This window comes from Enterobacter nematophilus, assembly GCF_026344075.1.
GTDB lineage: Bacteria > Pseudomonadota > Gammaproteobacteria > Enterobacterales > Enterobacteriaceae > Enterobacter > Enterobacter nematophilus.
Genome location: NZ_JAPKNE010000002.1, coordinates 614,332 through 635,862, shown reverse-complemented (window position 1 = coordinate 635,862; position 21,531 = coordinate 614,332). Strand labels below are relative to the sequence as shown.

The following is a 21,531-nucleotide window of genomic DNA, read 5'->3' as shown; positions in this document are numbered from 1 at the left end:
TGAGGTATCTTTTTGTCTTTTCAAATCTTCAATCCTTGCCTCATCTGCGAAGCTATATAATCAGCACTGGATAAATGCTCAGCAAGTTCGGCATCTGTTGTATCAAATTCTTCGGACGCGAGTACCCCAAGATTCAATGAATGTAATTTGCTTTTATCTTTTTCAGCAACAGTTAGAAGGGATTTAATATAATCCAACTGACTCTTCGCCATAACATATAAAGAAAATGTTGGATTTTGTTCTAATCGATAATTAATTGCATCAATAGTATCATCGATATAAGCCAACGCGGTGTGATTTTCTTTACGCGTGAGACACCTCAAATATATCCTTTTCGCTTGAAAGCATCTGTGAAGATGTGATCTGGTGCAATCTCTGCCGCCGTGGTGATGGCTTGAATCTGCTGATGTTCCATAAGACAACTGATGAAGTTCAGACTCGACTCCTGATCGTGATGGTTTATCGTGGCGATAATATTAATAATGTAGGGAAATCGACAAATTCAACGTCCATCTAAAAAAGGAAAATTCACGCTTACGTGTGAATTTTCCTGAATATAGATTCAAGGTTTAGGCATTTCTATATGGAATGTTGACAGGATGATTTCGAGGCAACGCTTATTCGCCTCATAGTGGTAATCTCGATAGTTACGGTGTCTGCCAATAAGTTCTGCATAGCACCAGACTTTGCCCACATTAAAAATATAGCACTGGTAAACAGCGCGCATTTCTTCTTCTGCGCTGAGCATTTCTCCCCGGCAAGTCCACAGTGTTTTTCCCAGGGATGGATTAAACTCATTTGGAATAGTGGCAAGAGCTTCAGTCTTAAGCGTAACGGCAGGTTCTTGATCGTGAAACCGTTTAGTCGAAATGCTAAAAACATCCTGTGCGGAAAACAACATCTCCTGTGAAAAGAAGCAAAGATTAATGACACCGTAGTTAGTGCCATCAAACGAGTGCTCGACCACCAGACGCGTTTCTGTCAGGGTCTTAACCTGCCAAGATTCCGGTACTTGAAAGCCACTGTTGTTTTTAGCGCTGAGGCTCACAGTCTCAAGCAGTTCAGCCAGAGCAAGGTTACTACGATGCAGTAAATCCCAGTTCACTACAGTAAAGTAAATATCATTCGCCAGCGCTGGGTAGTCACGAGCGGCACAGGCGGCTTTGATCAGAAAATAATTCCCGCCACCTTCTTGCGGATTGTAATCTTTTTGTACAGTGTAACGTGAAATGACCTCGTCGCCGGACGAGTGGGTTTTGAGAGTTAGCGCATCTGCAAAAAGACCACTACCGGAAGGATGAGTAATCAAGCGCTGATTCAACACTTTCTCGCCCATTAGTTCCAGTTTATTGAACAACCAATCCGAGGGATTCATCTCCCACTCACAGCGTTCATAAGCGGCCCAAACTTCCATATAGGGTTGAGCATCATCGGTGACATAACGACCCAAATTCGTTAAGCCGACTTCTGGAAGGTATTGCGGAGTCAGTTCAGCAGGCTTAACGCGATTTGGTAAAATCACCCAGTACTGAAGCATTTTTTCATCAGCAGAGGTATACAGGCATTTCCAGTAGTTAGCCTTTATCTCTTCATTGCTTGCGGTTGAGACGACTGGAAAAGCATAATTATTATCGGTGTTCATAGAACCTCTTCAACTCAGACCGTGCTGCCAAACCAAATACCATAGAACATTAAGATGCAACCCAACGAAGCTAGACACTTTGCTACCAGGCGTAATCTTGCCCCATACTTATCAGATATTGATAACAATTTTGAATAGTTTGCTGCAGTATTATAGCGTTTATGGAATCGCATAATAATATCGAAAATATTATTCAACATCACAATAAAAAACTTCGACAGCAGCACTGCCATAAAGGAGGCAGGCATTATTACTGATAATGACCGTGCAGTTTCTCTGGTAATTAATGGGATGAACTTTGAAAGGCCGACCAAAACAAAGACCAATGCAAATGCACCAATCAGTACTGAAATGAATTTTATTCCAAAACCACGCCAATCTTGTTTTGTGTACAGATCCTTTCCATTCCAGATATAGATCAAAGTTATTAAAACAAAAATCGTAAAGCCAGCCCATTTCATTATTTCATCGTCCTCGCAAACATTTTAATCGCCTATCAAAACAGTAACACACCCGGTAATAATTGTCCCATCCCCACTTTCTGTCGGAACTGAGGTAACGGCTGGCTCATCCTCTTCACCATACAAATAGTCAAAGAAATCCAGTATCGGCTTAAATGCCACTTTCAGACTTGCATCCCCCTTAAGCCCTACGAGTCCTGCCGCCCCACCAGTCACCCTGACGTTAACGGAATAATCTTTAGTGTCCCAGAAAGCGCTTCCGCCTCCCGCGAGACCAGCAGACCCAAAGCTACCGTCGATTTTTGCTTCTCCGGAAACGATGCCCAGAATATCGAGGTTGCCCGATACTTCGCCTTTCACTCCTTTAGCTTCCGCACCAGCATCAGCCGTCAAACCATACTTCCCATCATTGCCGGTATAGACTTCTAATACAGCTTTAGCTTCTGCTGTACCGATAGTTACATCCCCTGATACCCCGCCATACAGCGTTCCTTCTTTACCCGCAGCGACCGAGCCGCCGTATTGTTCACCTGTCGCAGCGGCATTCGCATTCAAGCCATAAATATCGTTGCCGCCACCATACAGAGACCCCGTCGCATTGGCGACGGCGAGTTTATTACGCATTTCTGCCCGCAGCAGATCCTTACTTTTCATGTTCCCCACGGTAATATCCGCCAACGCAAAACCAGCCGAAGCGGTATCAAAATCACCGTTGAGGTTTTTATCTTCGAGGCTGGAGTAGGCACCCAGAACACGGGCATCATAACGTTCGCCGTGCATCATGCCATCTTCACCGGCATTTTTCGCCAGCGTGCCCCCCCAGTATTGAGGTGCTGCAGCTTTTGGTACGGCAGGTGCCGGTGAGCCGCTAGCATCACACTGCGTCTTGTCTCCTTGACGCGCAAGTGGCATACCGTTCACGAAGACAGTACCGGAGCCCCCCACAATAATGCCGCTGCTGTGAGTCGAGCAGGATAACGTATCACCCTTTCGAGCGGCGGGAAAACCACCGATGATAACATCCGGGCTTCCTGACTGTATTGGCCCAGAATGTGCACTGACATCTATGGTCGCTCTGGCGGCAGGCTGTCCCATGTTCAAAAATCCTTCTACATATTAGCTGTTGATTTTAACAACAGCGCCTTTAATATCCGTCAGATTTGTGCCATTGAGATTAAGCGTATCTTTAGCTTTCATCTCGGCATTTATTCCACCGCCTAACTTCGTGAATTCTGTCCCTTTAAAGGATGCCTCAGTAATACTTTCAGCCTTGAGAGTACCTTCGGAAACAATAATTTCAATGGTCGATGGCGTGATAAGAATGTAATTATCATTCACCTTTAACTTAATCGAGGTTGTTGCTTCCAGCAGAGCATTTCCCTCTTTATCCATAGTCAGTACGGTTTGGTTTTTACCCACATTGATTTTGTGCTGATTACCCGTATTGCTGGTTGAATTCGCCCCCACGTTCACGTCGTGGTTACGCTTAACCGTTGCGTGCTCATCCCGGCCAATGATTTTTTTACGGTCTACTCCTACGTCATGCGTCTCGCAGTTCTCAATCTCGGTGTCCATGTTTTTTTCAGCATGAATCCAGATTTGCTCTTGCCCGGCCTTATCCTCGAATCGCAGGGCATTGGCATTATCTTTGTGTCCATCCTTACTACGGCTCATAAAGCCCATCTGCGTCGCTGCAGCCGGCAGCGCCCACGGCGGCATGCTCGCGTCGTTGTACACGCGGCCGGTTATAATCGGGCGGTCCGGGTCGCCGTTGATAAAGTCCACCACCACCTCGTCGCCGACGCGCGGGATCTGCACCCCGCCGTAGCCCTGGCCCGCCCACGCGCTCGACACGCGCACCCAGCAGGAGCTGGTGTCATCCCCCTTCGCCAGACGGTCCCAGTGGAACTTCACCTTCACGCGACCATATTTGTCCGTCCAGATACTCTCGCCCTTCGGCCCCACCACCTTCGCGGTCTGCGGGCCGTAGGTGCGCGGCCACGCCGTGCTCTGCGCAGGACGGTACACCACCGCCGACGGGATGACAGTGAAATCGGTGCGGTGAATGGTCTCCCCCTCGCCGCTCGCATAGCGGTTCTCTTCGAAGTGGTAGCCCGCCGCCGTCACCAGATATTCGCCGTTGTCGCTGAAGAACGGCGCGTTGGCTAACGTGAAGGTGTGCCCCGGCGCTATTCCCCCCGCCGTGGCGGTGGCCTGAATCTGCTGGTGCTCAACCTGCCAGCGCTCCTGACGGATACGGGCATAGAACTCCCCGTGACCTTTGTCCACAAAGCGCCCCGGCCAGTCGTACACGTCGATGCTCCCCGGCTTCGGCGACGCCGGGTTCTGCTGGGCCTGGAACAGCCACGCGTTCGGCTTGCGGAAGTCATAGTCGTCGAGGCTGTAAATCCCCGGCGTCACGCTGTCCTCCAGCGCCCACTGGCTGATACCCTCTTCATCCGTACTGCCGCCGGACGGCGTCTGGTGGTAAGGAATGACCTCATAGCCGCTGAACGGCTGATGCTGCGTGGCGGCGTCGGTGAGCACCAGGGTGTGCTTGTCCGCCTCGTGGCTGAAGTGATACGCAATTCCCTCCAGCTCCATCAGGCGGCTGATGAAGTCCAGGCTCGACTCCTGATACTGCACGCAGTAGTCCCACACCCGGTAGCTGCCGGTGAGTTTATCCTCAACGTTAACCTGATGCTCGCCCAGCAGGGTTTTCACAATCTGCGGCACCGTCTGCCCCTGGAAAATACGCAGGTTGCGGTCGCGCTTCATCGGCCACAGGTCCGGCTCCACCGTCAGCTGGTACACCGCATAGCGCGTGCCCGTCAGCTCAACGGCGCTGACCGCCACGCGGGTAATCTTGCCGTTAATGTAGCGGGAGGTCAGCAGGTTCTGCGTCGGGATGGTCACCGTGACCGGCTGGCCTAGCAGCCTGCTGCGGTCAATGCGCGCGTCCGTGCCGAGCACGGTCAGCGTCAGGGCGAACGACTCGGACATCGCCTCGCGGCCCGTCAGTTTCCAGAACAGAAGCCCCTCCACCGGGAGCTGAACGGTAATTCGGTTGAGCATAATCTTTATTCCATCTAGCTTATGCGATTCAGAAAAGAGGTTCGCATCTGTGACTGAGCGAAATTCTACGGATTCACCAGCCAGGTGCCCGGCTTGGTGATCTCCAGCGTCTGGCTGCGCGTTCTCCCGTTGCCCTGCAGTTCAATCTTCACCTCTCCGGCTGGCAGCTTGAGAGATGCATAGCCGTTGGTCGCCGGACGCAGCGCTTTTGGCTCGCCGTTCACTTTCAGCGTTTCGCCGTCCTGGATACGGATATAGACCAGCGCAACAGGGCTCTCGACAGGTGGTGGCGTCTGTTGCGCCGCCTGTTGGCTCGCCTTCGGCGCTTCTGGCTTCACGTCTGGCGTGTTCGCAGCGGTTTCACTCGGACGCGTCTCTGCCGGGGCCTGTGCAGCTTGCTCAGGCGCATCATTCCCACCGCTGAACAGCATCGCGCCGGCGACAACGCCCACCAGCACGCCCGCGGCAACCATGCCCGGGATCTTGTAACGCCGCCAGTCGAGTGCCGAAGCCGGCTTCTCTTCCTCAACCGGAACCAGCATGGTGCCGGTCTTTTTGGCGGTCAGCACATCGTTGATCCCGGCGACCGGCATCTCAATCAGCGCGGCGAATTCGTCGATAGACTGCGGACGATCCTCCATGTGCAGCGCCAGCGCGCGATCGATGGCCTGCAGCAGCGGGATGGAGTAGCCCTGCGGCATGATTTCCACCAGAGGTTTGCAGGTATCCTGAATAGAGCGCACCACGCTGACCGGCGGCGGAGAGCCCACAATCAGGGTACGCAGCACCGCGCCGAGGGCGTAAATATCCGTCCACGGGCCCTGCTCGCTCTCGTTGTCGTCGGTGTACTGCTCAATCGGCGCAAAGCCGGGGCGCAGCATGGTTTCCGTTTCGTCGGAGAGGTTACCGATGGTGCGGCGCGCGGAGCCGAAATCAAGCAGCACCGGCAGGCCGTTATCCTGGATCTGAATGTTATCCAGCGAGATATCGCGGTGCAGATAGCCTTCATCGTGGATGGTCTTGATCGCCCCGAACAGCATCGGCAGCGTGCGGCGGATCCAGGCTTCGTTGATCAGCTCCGGCTTTTCTTCGCGCAGGCGCGAAAGCGTGGTGCCGCTGTAAAACAGCGTCCCCATGTAGGCCGTGTCGTTTTGCACCCAGAAGCGCAGGACGTGGAGCAGGTTCGGGTGGTTAAAACGCGCCAGCAGACGCGCTTCCTGAATAAAGCTGTTCAGGCCCGCGGAAAACGCTTTGCCAAAGCGCTCGCTGCGCAGCACCAGGGTCATGTCGTCGCCGCGCACGGCGAGCGAGGCAGGCATAAATTCTTTGATAGCGATAGTGCGTTCGAGCTGATGATCCCACGCGCGATAGACAATGCCAAAACCGCCGCCGCCGATCACCTCTTTGATTTCAAACTCGTTGAAGCGGTACCCGACCGGGAGCGCGTTTGGGACAGTCCGATTGTTATCATTATCCGTCATCTTTTACAGTTCTCTTGATGATTATTACGCGGCAAACTGACAGTGAAACTCGCCCTGCTCGCAGGTGACGTGCAGACGTCGGAACTGCTCGTCGCTGCGGCTGGCAGTAAGTAAGATCTGGCTCATCTGAGGCAGCAGGGTGTTAGTCAGGATAGCATCCACCATGCGGCCGCCGGACTCCACCTCGGTGCAGCGCTGAACAATCTGTTCCACCACGCTGTCGTCAAACTCAGAAATAATGCTGTGATTCTCTTCCAGACGACGCTGAATGCGCTTGAGCTGCAGGCGCACAATCTGCCCAAGCATCTCGTCGCTGAGCGGGTAGTACGGTACCACCAGCAGACGGCCCAGCAGCGCCGGCGGGAACACCTCCAGCAGCGGCTGACGCAGCGCGCCGCTTAACGCGTCAGGCTCCGGCATCAGCTCCGGATCGGCGCACATGGCGCTTATCAGCTCGGTGCCCACGTTGGACGTCAGAATGATAATGGTGTTGCGAAAATCAATGTGGCGCCCCTCGCCGTCCTCCATCCAGCCTTTGTCGAAGACCTGGAAGAAAATCTCATGTACGTCCGGGTGCGCTTTTTCAATTTCGTCCAGAAGCACCACGCTGTAAGGGCGGCGGCGCACGGCCTCGGTTAACACGCCGCCTTCACCATACCCTACGTACCCCGGAGGCGCACCTTTTAAGGTGGAAACGGTATGCGCTTCCTGGAACTCGCTCATGTTGATGGTGATAACGTTCTGCTCGCCGCCGTACAGGGATTCCGCCAGCGCCAGCGCGGTTTCGGTTTTCCCGACGCCGGACGGGCCGCACAGCATAAATACGCCCACCGGTTTGTTCGGATCGTCCAGCTTCGCCCGCGAGGTTTTCACGCGGCGGGCAATGAGATCCAGCCCGTGACGCTGGCCGATAACGCGCTGGTTCAGCGTATCGGCGAGGTTGAGTACCGCGTCGATCTCGTTTTTCACCATCCGGCCCAGCGGGATCCCGGTCCAGTCAGAGACCACCGCGGCGACCACGTTTTCATCTACCGCCGCAAACAGCAGCGGCTCGTCACCCTGTAAGGCGTTCAGCGCCTGCTGCTGCTCCGCCAGCTGGCTGCGCAGATCAGCGGTCTCTTCCTCGCCCGCCGCAAACAGCGCGGCGCGCAGGCGGATAATCTCCTGCACCAGGCTGCGCTCTTCTTCCCAGCGACGGGACAGGGCTTCGCGTTTTGTTTCATACGCGTCGCGCTCTGTGATTAATGCCGTTACGCGATCGGCATCACCGGCACCGACGCGGGCTTCACGTTCAGCGATCTCAATTTCTACGTCCAGCGCGGCAAGATGGCGCAGGCAGTCTTCCAGCTGCGCCGGCGGCGCGCTCTGGCTGACGGCCACGCGGGCGCAGGCGGTGTCGAGCAGCGCAACGGCTTTGTCCGGCAGCTGACGCGCCGGAATGTAGCGATGGGACAGCTTCACCGCCGCGCTGACCGCTTCGTCGAGCAGCAGGACCTGATGGTGCGTCTCCAGCGGCGACACGGTGCTGCGCAGCATCAGAATCGCTTTCGCTTCGTCCGGCTCGTGAACCTGCACCGTCTGGAAACGACGGGTCAGCGCCGGGTCTTTCTCAATGTACTTTTTGTATTCCGCCCAGGTGGTGGCGCCGATGGTGCGCAGCTGACCGCGCGCCAGGGCCGGCTTCAGCAGGTTCGCCGCATCGCCGGTACCCTGCTGGCCGCCTGCGCCAATCAGGGTGTGGATCTCATCGATAAACAGAATAATCGGCGTGGCGCTGGACTGGACTTCGTTAATGAGCGCCTGCAGACGGGCTTCAAATTCGCCTTTCATGCCCGCGCCGGCCTGCAGCATGCCGATATCCAGCAGCCACAGCTGAATATTTTGCAGCGGCTCCGGGACGTCACCGTCGGCGATACGCAGCGCCAGCCCTTCCACCACCGCCGTTTTCCCGACCCCGGCTTCCCCGGTCAGCAGCGGGTTGTTCTGGCGGCGGCGCATGAGGATATCCACCATCTGGCGGATCTCCTCGTCGCGCCCGACAACCGGGTCAATCTTCCCGTCGCGAGCGCGGGCGGTCAGGTCCTGGCCGTACTGGGCCAGCGTACCCTGCGCCGCCGGTACCGCACCCGCGGGCGCGTCGACGGCGGCAGCGGCCTGCTGCGTCTCTTTGCTGTTGGCGCAGATGGCATCGAACTGCTCAATCAGCACTTCGACGTTAAGACGGGTGAACTGCGCCGAGATGCTCTTCAGCACGTTGGCCAGATTCCAGGTTTTGAGGATGCCGATCAGCAAATGGCCGCCGCGAATGCGGCTGACGCCAAACTTCAGCGAGCCGAAGACCCAGGCGCGCTCCACGGCGCTGTCGATATGTTCGGAGAGATCGGAAACGGAACTTGCGCCGCGCGGCAGGGCGTCCAGCGCCGCCACGATATCGCGCGTCAGCTGCTGTTCGTCGAGGGCAAAATGGCGGATGACCTGCTGCAGATCCCCATCCTGCTGCTGCATCAGCTGATGCAGCCAGTGCACCAGCTCAACGTAGGGGTTGCCGCGCAGCTTGCAGAAGGCAGTCGCGCTTTCCAGAGAGGTAAATAACAGCGTATCCAGTTTGCCGAAAAGCACGGCACGGCTAATTTCTGACATGTTAGTTTCCATTAACAATGATTCGGTATACGGAAGGATTACCGCTCTGCGCGATACACCAGATCGCCACGCGGGACAGGCTGGGGTTGATGCCCCAGCCAGGTGTTATAGCCTAATCGCCCGGTGCCGCCGAGCGTGGTGCCCTGCACCGCGTCTTCACGCAGGATCACCCGTGTTTCCCATTCAAACTCAATCCCCGCGTACTGGCGCACCCAGTCGCGCAGCTCGGTGACCCACGCTTCGCCCGGCAGAAAACGGTTGTACTCCTGTGCGCTCAGCGGGCCAATCTCGATGCGAAACTTATGCTGCACGTCGCGCACCGCAACGCCGAGAAAAGCGGATTCCCCCATGCGCGGCATGCGGCGTCCTGCTCCCAGCTGCGCCTGCTCGCGCGCGGAGAGCGGCATCCACTGCGGCACGTTGCTCACCAGCTTAACCGGCGCTTTAAAATAGCTGCGCAGGATCTTCTCCAGCCCCTCCGGATCCCGCCCGTGACGGGTCAGGTGCCCGGCGTGGGTAAAGCGGGCATGGGCGCTCAGGCTGCCCTTGCTCATCTGGCCCGGCTGCCCCATGCCGATCAGCGACGCCAGGTAGCCCTCAAAGCGCCTGTTGTCGGCGCGATCGAGGGAAACGGCGGGCTGTGCGTCCGCCCAGGCGCGGTAAAACAGCAGCGCCAGGCGATGATGGAACAGATCGGCAAACGCGCTAAGGCTGGTGTCCTGGTGATGATGAATACGCTCGCGGGCGTATTCGGTCATGTGCACCGGCAGCGGGCCGTTCGGGCCAAACAGGCCAAAGCTGAGGATCGACACCTCATGCAGACCGCTTTCCTCGCGCTGTCGTACCTGGGCCAGCGTCGACGGCGCAAAGCTCATTGAGGGCTGCTGCCCAATGCGCAGCGGCTCAAATTTCGGCAGCGGCGCGCGTCCCAGCGGGTAGCGCTCGCCGCCCTGGGCATCAATGCGCCTTAACAGCTGAAACAGATCGTAGCGCCAGGGCGTCTCGCGGACCCCGTGCCAGAACGTATCCGGCAACTTCGTCAGGCGATGCACGCGCAGCGGTGCGGTCGCAGCGTCACTCATACCAGCGCCCTTTTACCCATGCGCGGCGCCCAGTAGCCTATCTCGCCGCGCTGCTGGCTTTTCAGGGTGAACTCCGTAAAGCTGTTGATGGATACCAGACGGGCAAAGAGGCGCTCCATCACGCTGCCGAAAAGCCACGGGCTGGCGCCGGAAAACGCACGCTCGTCCACCGTCAGGGTGATGCCAATTCCGCGGGCGAAAACGACCGGGCCGGGTTCAGGCACGCGGCGGTGCACCGGCTCCAGCACGCAGTGGCGTACCCCCTCCACCTGACGCGCAACCGGCGTTTCGGCCAGGTTGGCGTACAGCCCTAACAGCTGGCGCAGCGCCGCTGCCCCCTCTTCATTCTCGCTGTCCATCAGGCTGAGATAGTTCATCTGCAGCTGGCTGATGAGCCGCCAGGTGCTGAACCCTTCCGCCAGCGCCGGACGCGGCGGCGTCGGGCCTTTGCGCAGAGTCAGGGATTTCACCGGCATGGAGTCGGCCATAATGAACTGCCCGAGCTCCTGCTGCAGCATCAGCGGCAGGTCGCGGCTGGTGCAGAGCACCTCGGCGGAGATATAGCGCAGGTTTTCCTGCCACGGCGCATGCTGCTCATCCACCAGCGAGACAAAGACCTCCGAGCCGATATAGCCGGTACGGGTGCCGTAGCGCAGGGCATGCTCAGAGAGCACGCGCTGTTCCCGGCGCAGGGAAAAATAGGCTCCGTAGTTGCCCGCGTCGCCGCTCCAGGTGCTCCAGAATGGACGAAACGTCTGGTCGTCGCGCTGGCCATCGGCGCTGCCAAAAATTTTATTTACCGCGTAAATCTCGTAGTCCAGCGGGCGGATGTTATCGACCACAAGATGGTATTCATGCTGCCCTTCATTCAGCTTCTGGCGGGCCGCCACTTTCGGGAACAGGTTGATGACCGGCGTGCAGTGCAGCGCCAGATGGCTGGCGTCGACCACGCGCTCCAGCTGTTCATCCGTCTTATCCAGCAGAATGAAAATATCGAAGGCTTTTTCGCTTTCACAGCGCTGGATGAGCGCGCCCAGACCGCTCAGGCTGATAAAGCGGAAGCGGGCCGGAAAGGCAAAATATTCCTGCAGCAGACGGTAGCCGTCAAAGTTGCGCAGATCGTCTGGGAGCAGCGCCTGGTCCGGCGCAAAGCCCTCCTGACGCAGCGCATCCGTTGCCAGCAGCTGTCGCTGCGGCTGCGGGCCGACCGTCTGGCAGACGATCCCGGCGTGGTGCTCCATGACCAGCTCCAGCAGCTTCAGCGCCTCAATGTCCGGGCCGCTGAGGAAAAACTCCAGCCGATCAAAATTCAGGTGCCCGAGGTTTTGCGGGCCGTCGCAGGCAATGCGGATCCGCAGGGCGCTGTTGATCCCCCGCTGGCTTAAGCCGAGCTGCGCCAGCGGCAGGTCAGCGGGCACGCCGCCGAGCTCCACTTTGTCGATTTTCAGCGGCAGCAGATTGACCTCGTGCGCGGTGGTATAGCTGCAGGTTACGCCGGTTTTCTTCAGCGCCAGGCTGTCCATCATGGTGCCGCGCGGCACGATAAAGCCGTTGCTCAGATCGCCGCGGCTGCTGTCGGGCTCAATTTCCGCAATCGCCATTGAAGGCGTGGGTGCGAGGTAGTTCGGCGCGATCATCTCCAGCAGACGCTGAGAGAAGCGCGGAAACTCCGCGTCCATTTTCATCTGCACGCGAGAGGTCAGAAACGCGAAACCTTCCATCAGGCGTTCGGTGTACGGGTCCGCCACTTCGATGCCGCGCATGCCCAGCCGCCCGGCGACCTTCGGATAGCGTTCGGCAAACTCGGCCCCCATTTCGCGCAGGTAGGCCAGCTCGCGGTTGTAATATTCGAGCAGTTTACTTTCCATGATTACCCCGCATCTTTCAGTTCAAAATGGCCGTTTTCCAGATCGACATCGGTGCGAAACAGAAACTCCAGCGGGTACGGCACACACCATAAGCGCCCTTTAATCTCGATGGAGAGCACGTTGTGCAGATCCAGCGAGGAGGTATCCGACACGCAGCGGACCTGCAGCCCCTGGGGCAAAATGCGCGGTTCGAAATTGATGATGGCCTCGGTGAGCTTGCGCTGAATATCGTGCCATTCAATATCCGACATTCTCTTCCCGGCGAGCGGCGCGACGCCAAAGTTAACCACCGAGCGGCTCACGTGCGGCAAGGCGCTCAAATCGCCGGAGGCATCGTGATTGATGGTGTTAAACAGCCACTGCAGATCCCGCAGCACGTTACGACGCAGCGCAGCGTGGGTGATAAGGTTGCTGTTAGCCGGCTCGCGCTTTTTTTCCGGGTCGTTATCGGTGAGGCGATCGAGCAGCGACGGCTGCATTTTGTCGCGCGCCCCCACCTTCTCCTGCCTGCTGCGGGCTTGCCAGCCGCTGCGCAGCAGATCGCCTTCGCCAGCGGGATTACTCATCGGCTCCATCCGTCGCAAACGACACGAGGCTTAAGGACAGCAGCGGGCTTTCGCTTTGCTCGCTGAGCCAGGCTTTCTGGCCCATCCCTTCGTACAGGGTGCCGTCCTCGTCGAGCGGGCGCCACTCGGTGGTGCGGCCCAGTTTGATCGCATCCGAAGCCTCGGCAGCAAACGGGTAACGCGCCGGGATCTGACACACCTGCTCCGTACCGTCGGTCAGGCGCACCAGCGCGTGACGCCAGACCAGGTCGGTCACGCTCGCCGGGGCCTGGAAACGGATCTCGGCGATAGCGTTAAACGGCAGCCAGAAATAACGGCCGTTCACAATGGTTTCGCACACCGGGCCGAGACGGGCATCGCCGTCCATCAGCCAGTCAAACGCCCGTGTCTCCTCGTTTTCGAGGGTGACGTGACCGGGGGTGGCCTGCGCCTGGTCAAGCGCTTCAAGGCGCAGCGACCGGGCGCGATCGCCCTCCTCGCTCAGCGCTGCGGCCAGGGTGGTCAGCCACGGCCACTGAGTTTCAGGCATGGCCGGACGCGCCTGCCCCGCCATCACCTGCGCGCGCTGCAGCTCGCCCTGAATGGACTGCTCCAGCAGCGTGACGGTCGGCTTCGCCTGCGGCTTCAGCGCCAGCCAGCTTTTCAGCTGGGTCAGCGCGCGCGTCCAGTTGCCGCTGAGGGTTAAAAACTGCACGAACGCGGCGCGGAGGTCGGCATCTGCCGGACGGGCTTTGATTTCTGCTTCGAGGCGCACCAGCGCGTCGTTGAGCGTTTCACCCGCCAGGTGTTGATAGAGCGTATTCATAGCCATTCCTTAATTCGCCGCGCGCCAGGCGCCCACTGCCGGATCGCGCAGCTGAGGGCGCAGGGTATCAATCAGAACGATATTCAGCTGAGTGCCGGGTGCGACCCAGGCGCTCCAGGTCTTTTTCACCGCCGCAATACGCGCCTGCAGCTTTGCATCGTCGCTGGCGGTTTCGCGGGAAATTTCTACCGCCACCGTGCCGTTGCTCTTCCAGCTGTTCAGAGTGCTGTCGTAAGGCAGGATCATCCAGCTCTGGTCGCTATCAGGGGTGCTGAATACCATGCGCTCTTTGTTAACGGAGGTGATAAGCGCGTTTTCCGGATCGGCGCTCTGATTCAGCCCCATCACCGGGAAGCCGTGAATGTACGTCACCGCCATCTCTTTCTGCCCGCCGTTGCGGGACTGAGAGATAACGGTGTGACCGCTCAGCCAGCTGCCGTTACCGCAGCGGGTGGTTTCAGAATCCGGAATAAAGAGCGCCGGAGCGGACGCGCCGCCCTCCCAGAAGGTGCGCAGGTGGCAGCCGTCCTGCAGGGTAAACTCCTGCCACGGCGTGCGGTCCGCGGCAACCGTATGGGCGGCAACGTTCTGATCCGGAGGCAATAACGCGCCGCTGGAAGTGGTCGCGGTGACGGCAGGCGCAGCCTGCTGCTGTTTCACCACCAGCGCCCACTCCTGCGCTTTGGCTGCCGTGCCCTGCGCCAGCGTTGTCCCCTCGGGATCGTTGAGCGTCCAGCTGAGTTTATTCAGTTTGCTGCACTGGTGTTCCAGCAGCGAGCCAAGACGCGGCACAAAGTTTTCCAGCACAGAGACGTCTTTCTTGCCGTTCGCCACAATGCGCAGCGCCACCTCTGGCTTACACCAGCTCTGCGGAGTGTTGTCTTTGATATTGTCGATCCAGATATCCAGCTTCTGCGCAGGAGACTGCACGATGCGGAAATTCTCAGCCTGCGCGGTGGAGGTCACCGCCAGAAGTGCCAAACCCGATAGCCAAAGTTTCATATCGTTCCTTGTGTGTCTAATCAGTTCCGCAGGGAAGAAATTGTGCTGCGTCAGAGAGGGTATGCAGCAAAGTGGTGTCCTGAGGGTTGCCCATCCATACCGCCAGGGCGGTATAGTTATCCTGCGCATTCCCCTCCAGTTCGCCATTCTTTTGAATGATTTGGTTCATTAAGGTCAGCCACTCCTGCGGCGTATTGACCATGTGCAGCGACTGCTTCATTTGCTCTTCGCTGACGCCGTGCCAGAACCCGTCGGTGCAGAGTAAAAAGGCATCGCCGTCTTCCACCTGCACCACGTCGCTGTAGCTCGCTTCCGGTCCGCCGTTTTCAATTCCCAGCGCCAGATAAAGCAGGTTGCTGTTGAGATCGTCCGTCTGATGCCCGGCATCCTTCATCTGCTGCACCAGGCTGTGGTCTGTGGTGACGTGCCACAGCCATCCCCGGCGAAACAGGTACAGGCGGCTGTCGCCGGCATGCGCCCAGTACGCCAGCCCGTAGTCCCGGTCAATGAACAGGCTGACCAGCGTCGTGCCCATCCGTCGATAGCCCTGAACGGCCTGCTGTTCGCTCAGAATGGTGCGGTTCGCCGTCTGCACGTAGTCGCGGATATGCTGCGCGTTCAGGTGCTTGTCGCCATCGAAGCGGGAGATAATGCTGTTGCGGGCCAGTTCAGCGGCGACTTCACCACCGGGCAGACCCGCGATGCCGTCGCAGACGACAAAGCAGGCCGAGCGTTCCCCTATGGTTTCTCCCGTCTGATCCTGGTTGCTGGCGCGCGTCCCCTGGCGGGAGAGAGAAGCGGTTGCGATATTCATTTGTCTTCCGATCCGCTCTGTGAGTCTTTGTACTGATTCACCTCCATGTCATACGCATGAAGGAAGGCTTCGCCGAACAGGGTGTGGAAGTCATCCTCAATTTCGCCCGCCGTCTCGCCATAGCTGCGAACAAAATAGTCCCACAGGGCGGCCTTGCGGCTGCCCGGCAGCGCCAGACGAGAGGTCATGCCGTTCTGCTTCGCCTGCTCCTCCAGCTGTTCCGGGTTAAAGGACTGCAGCATCGCGGCGATGATGGCGCGGATACCGGAGATCATCCCCAGCTGGTGCGCCTGAAGATCGATAAGCGCATCGCGCACCGATTTGGTCGGCGGCATAAAGCCCGGCATCGGGGTGCCGAACATCTGAATTAAGACGGTTTTCCCGGTCGGCAACAGCTTGAACGGGTTGTTGGCATCGTCCAGCACCATGGTCATATCGGCTTTTACGCCGCGTTTCAGGATGGAGCGAGACGAGAGCAGCGCCACGGTCCCCTGCGAGAACATGCCCAGAATCTGCCCCAGCTGACGCATATTTTCCCGGTCAAACTGCGGAACGGGCTGCATTTCGCTCAAGCCCATGCCTTCAAGCAGCGCCTGCAGCAGCTCGCCCTGCAGCACTTCGCCCTTCTCGCCGTTATTCGCGCTGGCGGTTGGGGACGCCGCGTTATTGACCGGGTCGATGCGCAGGCGCCCCTTCGGTGCCTGAGCGCTGCTGCGCGCAACGGCCTGCGGCGTAGGCATGGTGAAGCCTGTGTAATCCGGCCGCGCCGGCTCTTCTTCACGCGGCGATTCCTGCGGCTCTGGAGCGAACAGCGGAGAATCGGCAAGGACGTCCTCTTCCTGCTCCGGTTCAGGCGCTGGGGCTGGCTTTTCGTCAGCAATGTCATCCGGGTGGGTTAACGGCGCCCCGCCCAACAGCCCGAGCGGGTCATCATTGCGCGCGGCTGGCGCGCTGGCCTTTCCACCGAACAGCGCCAGCGGGTCAAGCTCGTCCGCCGCGTCTTCTTTAGGGGCGGGTTGACCCTCAACCGGCGGCACCAGCGTGGAAGGCGTCACGTCGTCAAAAATGCTCTCTTTTTTGAACAGCGCTTCGTCGCTGAACAGCGTGTCCGGGTCGACGTTCTTACGCTCAAGCGTTGGATCGCTGTCGTTGAACATCGCGAGCGGATCTTCGGCATTACGCTCCGGCGCGGCGGGCTGGGAGAACGGATCCTGTGAGGCCGCAGGCTGGGGTTTTGCGCGGTTGCTGGAGATGCTGTCGGAGATGGAGAACTCCTGCATCAGGCTGTCCCAGATTTCGGAAGGCACGGCGGTCGGTTCCGCCTTACAGCGTGGCGCGGGGTTAGCAGGCTTCGCTTGCGCTGCCGGCGCAGCGGGTGCGGCTGTTGGACGTGACTGCTGCTGCATGCTGGCCGCCATACGGCTTACCGGCTGCGTATCGTGGATCAGTTCGGTCACTTCGATACGGTAGTCATCAATACCGAGGATGTCGCCATCCTGGAGTTCAACCTGACGTCCGCGCTCCAGCGGAATATCATTTAATACCACGCGGGTGACGCTGCCACGGTTGGTGACGCGGCATTCGCCCTGGGCGTCAACGTGGACAATGGCCTGCAAACGCGAGATGGTGCGGTCATTGTCCGGCAATACCAGATTGTTATCCGTACCGCGCCCAATGGTGCCGCCCGGGGCGTAAAAATCACAGCTGCTCTGCGGCGGCTGATGACCGGGTTTCGTAGAAATAATCGTGAATCGCATGGCGTATTCCTGCTGGTATGATTAGCGCTCAAACGCTGCCGCTCTCGGGGTGAGAACGGCGGCGTTTGAGATCAACCCCAAAAAGCATCATTTAAATTTTAAATGTATAATTAAATTTCATTAACGCCTGCTAATATTAAAAGCAGTACAAACAAAGCCGTGGCAACTTTAACCTTTGTGTTATATGAATTAATCCATGATAATTCGAAGTTAGATAAAACACTGTTGCACGGTTGAGGTTCAAGCCAACGTGATTCCGTCAATTTTATACGCTTGCCCCGCACAAGCCTTGATAAAATTGTGGTGCGAAAACCAAATCCCCAAAACCCAAGATTTTTCCAGGCCTGATAATCGTCTTCCTTGAGCAAATTCTTCTGAATTAGCAAGTCATAGATTTTATCAACTTGATCGGAATGTTTACGGTAATCAACATAGAACGTTAGCACAAGAAATATAAAAACGGCAAAAACACAAATAATAAAAGCAGAGTAAATATTATCAGCAATCACACTATTCTCCGCTAAATATTAAATTATTCATTTGTTCTCCTACAAACCCTCCAACCTTTGTTCCCCCGGCGGCCCCCACTGCGCCGACGACCAGACCACAAACGAGGGTGCCTGTTCCCGCTGTTGGTACGCCTAATGCAAGACAAACAGGAGCCGCAAGTGAAGAGCCTAACGCTGCACCAGCAACACCGCCCCCAAATTTGCTATATTCGCTCACTGCAACCTTACCACATTCATGTTCTCTACCCAGGGTGCATGCATGATAGACTTCATTAGTCGTATTCGCAAAAGAAAAACCTAACGCAACCCATCCACCTGCTTTCATATAAGCTGTAATTTTGGACGCCCGGTCAATATACGTTGAGTACCCTGGAATCGCACCAATACCAACCGTACTCCATTCATGAACAATAGATTTTGTGGAAAGTCCCAATGCTCTTTTAAGATCCGCATAATCTCTAAATTTGAGCTGTTTTTTTGTCAGTTTGTTTAATAGCGGCTTGAGTTGCGCAAGAAGGGCATTACGTTCTGCATAAAACTGCTGCCCAATAAGAGCACCTTGTGTTCGATACTGATTTTGGTAGGTTTTTTCAATTTTAATCAAAATACTTTCAATTTGTTTAAAGTAAGACTCCCCCGCACTGCTTGCATTTCCCACTAAGGTATCACCCCATGCAGTTATGGCGGCAATATTATCAAAGTTATTCTTTAAAAATTCTGCCGCATCCCCATCAATTGTTGCAAGTGCGTTGTTGACTTTCTTTTTGGCACTAGCTAACCCATTAATCTGATGTGATTGATTAGCATTATGCGGATCCGCAACAATTAATATCTGTCCAGGTTTGACCCACGCTGTATCTTTATTCAGCTGCATAAAATATTCGGATTTTTCATTACGTGAATTCCCAAACAGTTGTCTTGTCTGGAAGTCCAGCGTACCCGGTTGCTGTACCACACAGTAACCCGGAGCAACGTTTGACTGATTTGCCATGAAAAACTCCTTATGCTTCGCACAAATAAATAAATGCTATTTTAGGCATTCAGCGCCCGAATCGCGTCGCTATTGACGATTAAGTTGCACTTCAACACCTGATAACGACCCTGTTCAGTGCCGCCCGCTTTCTCTTTCAGTAAATAAACAATCCCCCCTTACCGAGAATATCGGCGTCTGCCCGGGGCGTGAAACGCGGCGTTTGGGGTTAACACATTCTATTCAGTTTGCATAAGCTTAAACTGGCCTGAGGGAGCCTCTTGTAAGGTGAAGCGGGCCGCATAGCGAATAGAATCGTTTTTCCCTGACACCTTCAGAGCAACATCATATTCTCCGGCTTGCCACGCGACATCCTTCCACTGATGACACTGCTGGGTCATTAACGTCACCTCAGGGCTAAACGTAGACGGCGGCGATATCGTTTTCCATTCATTTCCCACGCGTTTCATAATGGTGGGCGAATGGCTGGTAACTGGCGCTTCTAACCCGTGGTTAGCGGGAATAGCAAAGCAGGGTTCATTGTTTTTAAGCGTAACCGCAAGCGACCGATATTGTGCAGGATGAGACACACAAGCGCTTACCATTAACGTGACCGCCAACACACCGAATATCTGTTTCATAACCATACCCGCCGATCCTCAGGGTGTTTGAAATTTGCAAATGGTGAGAGGACGGGCACCTTCTTACTGCAAGCTTGTCATGCTATCTGACTCCCCGGTTGATAATGACCGGGGAAAACTCCCCGGCCATATACGCAATTATGCTTCTTTGTTTTCTTTGATGTTCCAGCCAGCGCTGCTTTCAGCACCTTTACCACCCGACGTGGTCTGCTCCCAGTACTGCTGTTTCACTTTCGCAGCCTGGAATGCGTAGGTCACACCAACGGTATCGCCGTTGTCTGCACCGGTGTACTGAACCGAAGTCACCAGCACATCTTCCAGCGTAATGCGGGAATATTCCACCTGCTGGCCACCCGCTTTACAGACGGACAGCTCAACCTTAGTCAGGTGTTTACCGCTGGCGCAGTGTTTCAGAATAGCGGTGGTGGATTTGTCGATCAGCGCGTTAACGTGCAGGTCGTTAAAGTTAACTTTACCGGCACCGCCGCCACCGCCAACGCTCATATTACCTGGCTGGGAAGCGCCCCAGGAGAAGGAGGTAATATCAGTCCAGCCGGTGTGGTTAGAATCTTTAGATTCGCCCGTAACACCCTCGACCTTCAGAAACATATCAATAGCCATAATATCTACTCTTCGTGGATGAACAATATTGCTTTCGAAAAAGCACTTATATGGCAAACAGGAAAGCATGGGGCTGAATAAAACCGTCCATATTTTACCTCTGCCTCACATCAAATGACCCGTGTCATTTGACAGTCTTACATTCCCCCTGAATTAACGGAAAGAATGTGAAGTCTTTACTACTGCGGGTTGTCCTGAATCCAGGTGCGATCAGGATTTCCGATAATTAATTGAGGAACAAGTTTGTTAAGTTCGTCACTATGATAAAGACGTAGACAGTTTAAGGTTACGCCTTTTACATCGGGTTTTCGCTCCGAATGAAAACCATTAATTTGATTTTTATATTTTCCAATGATGGCTTCTACCTTCTCTGTACCGTTTTCGGCATCAAACGGTATCCACTCAATGAAAGCACTCGCACTGCGAGCCGCGTCAGCAGAAAACTGGCTGCCTTTATCGGCCACCTGCGCAAGGCAACGCGCCAGAACTAAATCTTTTACAACCTGCCGGTATGTTTGCTGCTGGTAAAAATCAAATTGTGGCTTATCGCCAAGAGCCGAAAACGTTAAAAACATGAGCAGAATAAATGCTCTCTTCAAATTCATTAGTGAAATTATTTTAATTCCCAAAACCAGATTTCCTGACAGTAAGGGAAACAATCGGAGTTACATATAAAAGAATTATTACTTAGGGGTTCAATGAGATCGATATGACCACCACCGTAACCATCAATTTTATTAAAGAAAACCACACCTTTTCTGCCGATCATCGACCGTGCACCTGCCTGACGATCGGTATAGATTTCTGCTTTCCCAAAAACGTGAGATTTATACAGTTGATCGGCGAGCAATTTTGCACCCGGCTCAATTGTTTTTCCCTTATAGGGCCCTGACTTTATGGGGAGACGCCCAGTAAATTCAACATTACATTTTAACAAAGCCAAACTCATCCTGACCGCACACGTATTTTCGTAGGCAGGCTGCTGTTTGATAATCGTTGAATAGTCGTAGCCAATTTCTGAGAAAAGCTGTTCACCAGAGGCAAATCCCGCACGAGCATGATTTGAAGAGTAATGTTGACGTTTCAGTTGTTCGTATAATGGTCTCATTTATTACTCTCTTTTTTGCAAGGGCGTAATTCTTTCATGCCATCGGTGATAATTTTCGAGGCGCGCTCTTCTTTTTGCTCTGCCGTTAAGTTAGCGAAACGCGGGTAAAGAAACTCATGAAGGGTATTGGGTAAAAAAGGCTTTCCTTTGCACCAGACGGTCCCCTCGGAGGCATCCACAACCCCCAGAAGATACATATTGGCCTTAATGCGTTCACGTTCATTGGTTTTTGAAAGCCAGGCATTAGCAAACCGCTCTGCCGTAAGGTTTAAATCATATCCGGTTAAAAGAGCCGGATCGCGCAGCATGTTTGATGTGTCATCCTGCGGCAATGCTTCCGCTCGCGGGTAAGTATATTTTTCTGGTTGCGCACTAGCCAGTGCTGAAACTGCCAGCAAACTGGTAGCGATTAATAGATTTTTTATCACCGGATATCCTTATTCACTGACAGTAATTAACCGAAATATAGCTTTTGGCTAACCGGCCCTA

General features: G+C 55.5%; 21 protein-coding genes. All 21 read right to left on the bottom strand.

Annotated elements, in window-relative coordinates:
- Positions 1-20: 20 nt before the first annotated feature.
- Positions 21-287, bottom strand: coding sequence for an immunity protein Tsi6 family protein (locus OSH03_RS09665; RefSeq protein WP_266178910.1), 267 nt, complete (start codon positions 285-287; stop codon positions 21-23).
- A gap of 275 nt (positions 288-562) precedes the next feature.
- Positions 563-1,642, bottom strand: a complete 1,080-nt coding sequence (locus OSH03_RS09660; protein WP_266178909.1) for a hypothetical protein — start codon at positions 1,640-1,642, stop codon at positions 563-565.
- 14 nt (positions 1,643-1,656) lie between these two features.
- Positions 1,657-2,103: a hypothetical protein gene (locus OSH03_RS09655; protein ID WP_266178908.1), complete on the bottom strand. Its 447-nt coding sequence runs from the start codon at positions 2,101-2,103 to the stop codon at positions 1,657-1,659.
- Positions 2,104-2,127: 24 nt separating this feature from the next.
- A complete protein-coding gene (locus OSH03_RS09650; RefSeq protein ID WP_061097945.1) occupies positions 2,128-3,198 on the bottom strand; it encodes a PAAR domain-containing protein in 1,071 nt (356 codons plus the stop codon).
- Between the two features lie 21 nt (positions 3,199-3,219).
- On the bottom strand, positions 3,220-5,178 hold the full coding sequence (locus OSH03_RS09645) for a type VI secretion system Vgr family protein (RefSeq protein ID WP_266178907.1): 1,959 nt from the start codon (positions 5,176-5,178) through the stop codon (positions 3,220-3,222).
- A 65-nt stretch (positions 5,179-5,243) separates the two neighbouring features.
- Entirely contained in the window at positions 5,244-6,659 is a 1,416-nt protein-coding gene (locus tag OSH03_RS09640) for a serine/threonine protein kinase (RefSeq protein WP_266178906.1), read from the bottom strand.
- A gap of 24 nt (positions 6,660-6,683) precedes the next feature.
- Entirely contained in the window at positions 6,684-9,299 is a 2,616-nt protein-coding gene (tssH, locus tag OSH03_RS09635) for a type VI secretion system ATPase TssH (protein WP_266178905.1), read from the bottom strand.
- A 38-nt stretch (positions 9,300-9,337) separates the two neighbouring features.
- Positions 9,338-10,381: a type VI secretion system baseplate subunit TssG gene (tssG, locus tag OSH03_RS09630; RefSeq protein WP_266178904.1), complete on the bottom strand. Its 1,044-nt coding sequence runs from the start codon at positions 10,379-10,381 to the stop codon at positions 9,338-9,340.
- Positions 10,378-12,249 (bottom strand): type VI secretion system baseplate subunit TssF, encoded by a 1,872-nt coding sequence (tssF, locus tag OSH03_RS09625; RefSeq protein ID WP_266178903.1) that lies wholly within the window; start codon positions 12,247-12,249, stop codon positions 10,378-10,380. The genes tssG and tssF overlap by 4 nt, the downstream gene beginning before the upstream one ends.
- Positions 12,250-12,251: 2 nt before the next feature.
- Positions 12,252-12,815, bottom strand: coding sequence for a type VI secretion system baseplate subunit TssE (gene tssE / locus OSH03_RS09620; RefSeq protein ID WP_028013485.1), 564 nt, complete (start codon positions 12,813-12,815; stop codon positions 12,252-12,254).
- Entirely contained in the window at positions 12,808-13,620 is an 813-nt protein-coding gene (locus tag OSH03_RS09615; RefSeq protein WP_266178902.1) for a type VI secretion system accessory protein TagJ, read from the bottom strand. Before OSH03_RS09615 ends, tssE begins: the two co-directional genes overlap by 8 nt.
- A gap of 9 nt (positions 13,621-13,629) precedes the next feature.
- Positions 13,630-14,622, bottom strand: coding sequence for a hypothetical protein (locus OSH03_RS09610; protein ID WP_266178901.1), 993 nt, complete (start codon positions 14,620-14,622; stop codon positions 13,630-13,632).
- 16 nt (positions 14,623-14,638) lie between these two features.
- Positions 14,639-15,436: a PP2C family protein-serine/threonine phosphatase gene (locus tag OSH03_RS09605; protein WP_266178900.1), complete on the bottom strand. Its 798-nt coding sequence runs from the start codon at positions 15,434-15,436 to the stop codon at positions 14,639-14,641.
- On the bottom strand, positions 15,433-17,193 hold the full coding sequence (gene tagH, locus OSH03_RS09600) for a type VI secretion system-associated FHA domain protein TagH (RefSeq protein WP_266178899.1): 1,761 nt from the start codon (positions 17,191-17,193) through the stop codon (positions 15,433-15,435). The genes OSH03_RS09605 and tagH overlap by 4 nt, the downstream gene beginning before the upstream one ends.
- A 110-nt stretch (positions 17,194-17,303) precedes the next feature.
- Positions 17,304-17,702, bottom strand: a complete 399-nt coding sequence (locus OSH03_RS09595) for a hypothetical protein (protein ID WP_266178898.1) — start codon at positions 17,700-17,702, stop codon at positions 17,304-17,306.
- A 1-nt stretch (position 17,703) separates the two neighbouring features.
- The gene (locus tag OSH03_RS09590) at positions 17,704-18,693 is read right to left on the bottom strand and encodes a hypothetical protein (protein ID WP_266178897.1); all 990 of its coding nucleotides are present in this window, start codon (positions 18,691-18,693) and stop codon (positions 17,704-17,706) included.
- A gap of 218 nt (positions 18,694-18,911) precedes the next feature.
- On the bottom strand, positions 18,912-19,319 hold the full coding sequence (locus tag OSH03_RS09585; RefSeq protein ID WP_266178896.1) for a putative T6SS immunity periplasmic lipoprotein: 408 nt from the start codon (positions 19,317-19,319) through the stop codon (positions 18,912-18,914).
- 132 nt (positions 19,320-19,451) lie between these two features.
- Entirely contained in the window at positions 19,452-19,934 is a 483-nt protein-coding gene (locus OSH03_RS09580; RefSeq protein ID WP_008502640.1) for an Hcp family type VI secretion system effector, read from the bottom strand.
- 179 nt (positions 19,935-20,113) lie between these two features.
- The gene (locus tag OSH03_RS09575) at positions 20,114-20,533 is read right to left on the bottom strand and encodes a T6SS amidase immunity protein Tai4 family protein (RefSeq protein ID WP_407065099.1); all 420 of its coding nucleotides are present in this window, start codon (positions 20,531-20,533) and stop codon (positions 20,114-20,116) included.
- Between the two features lie 14 nt (positions 20,534-20,547).
- Entirely contained in the window at positions 20,548-21,042 is a 495-nt protein-coding gene (locus OSH03_RS09570) for a T6SS effector amidase Tae4 family protein (protein ID WP_248094228.1), read from the bottom strand.
- Positions 21,039-21,470, bottom strand: coding sequence for a Rap1a/Tai family immunity protein (locus tag OSH03_RS09565; protein ID WP_266178895.1), 432 nt, complete (start codon positions 21,468-21,470; stop codon positions 21,039-21,041). The genes OSH03_RS09570 and OSH03_RS09565 overlap by 4 nt, the downstream gene beginning before the upstream one ends.
- Positions 21,471-21,531: the final 61 nt, after the last annotated feature.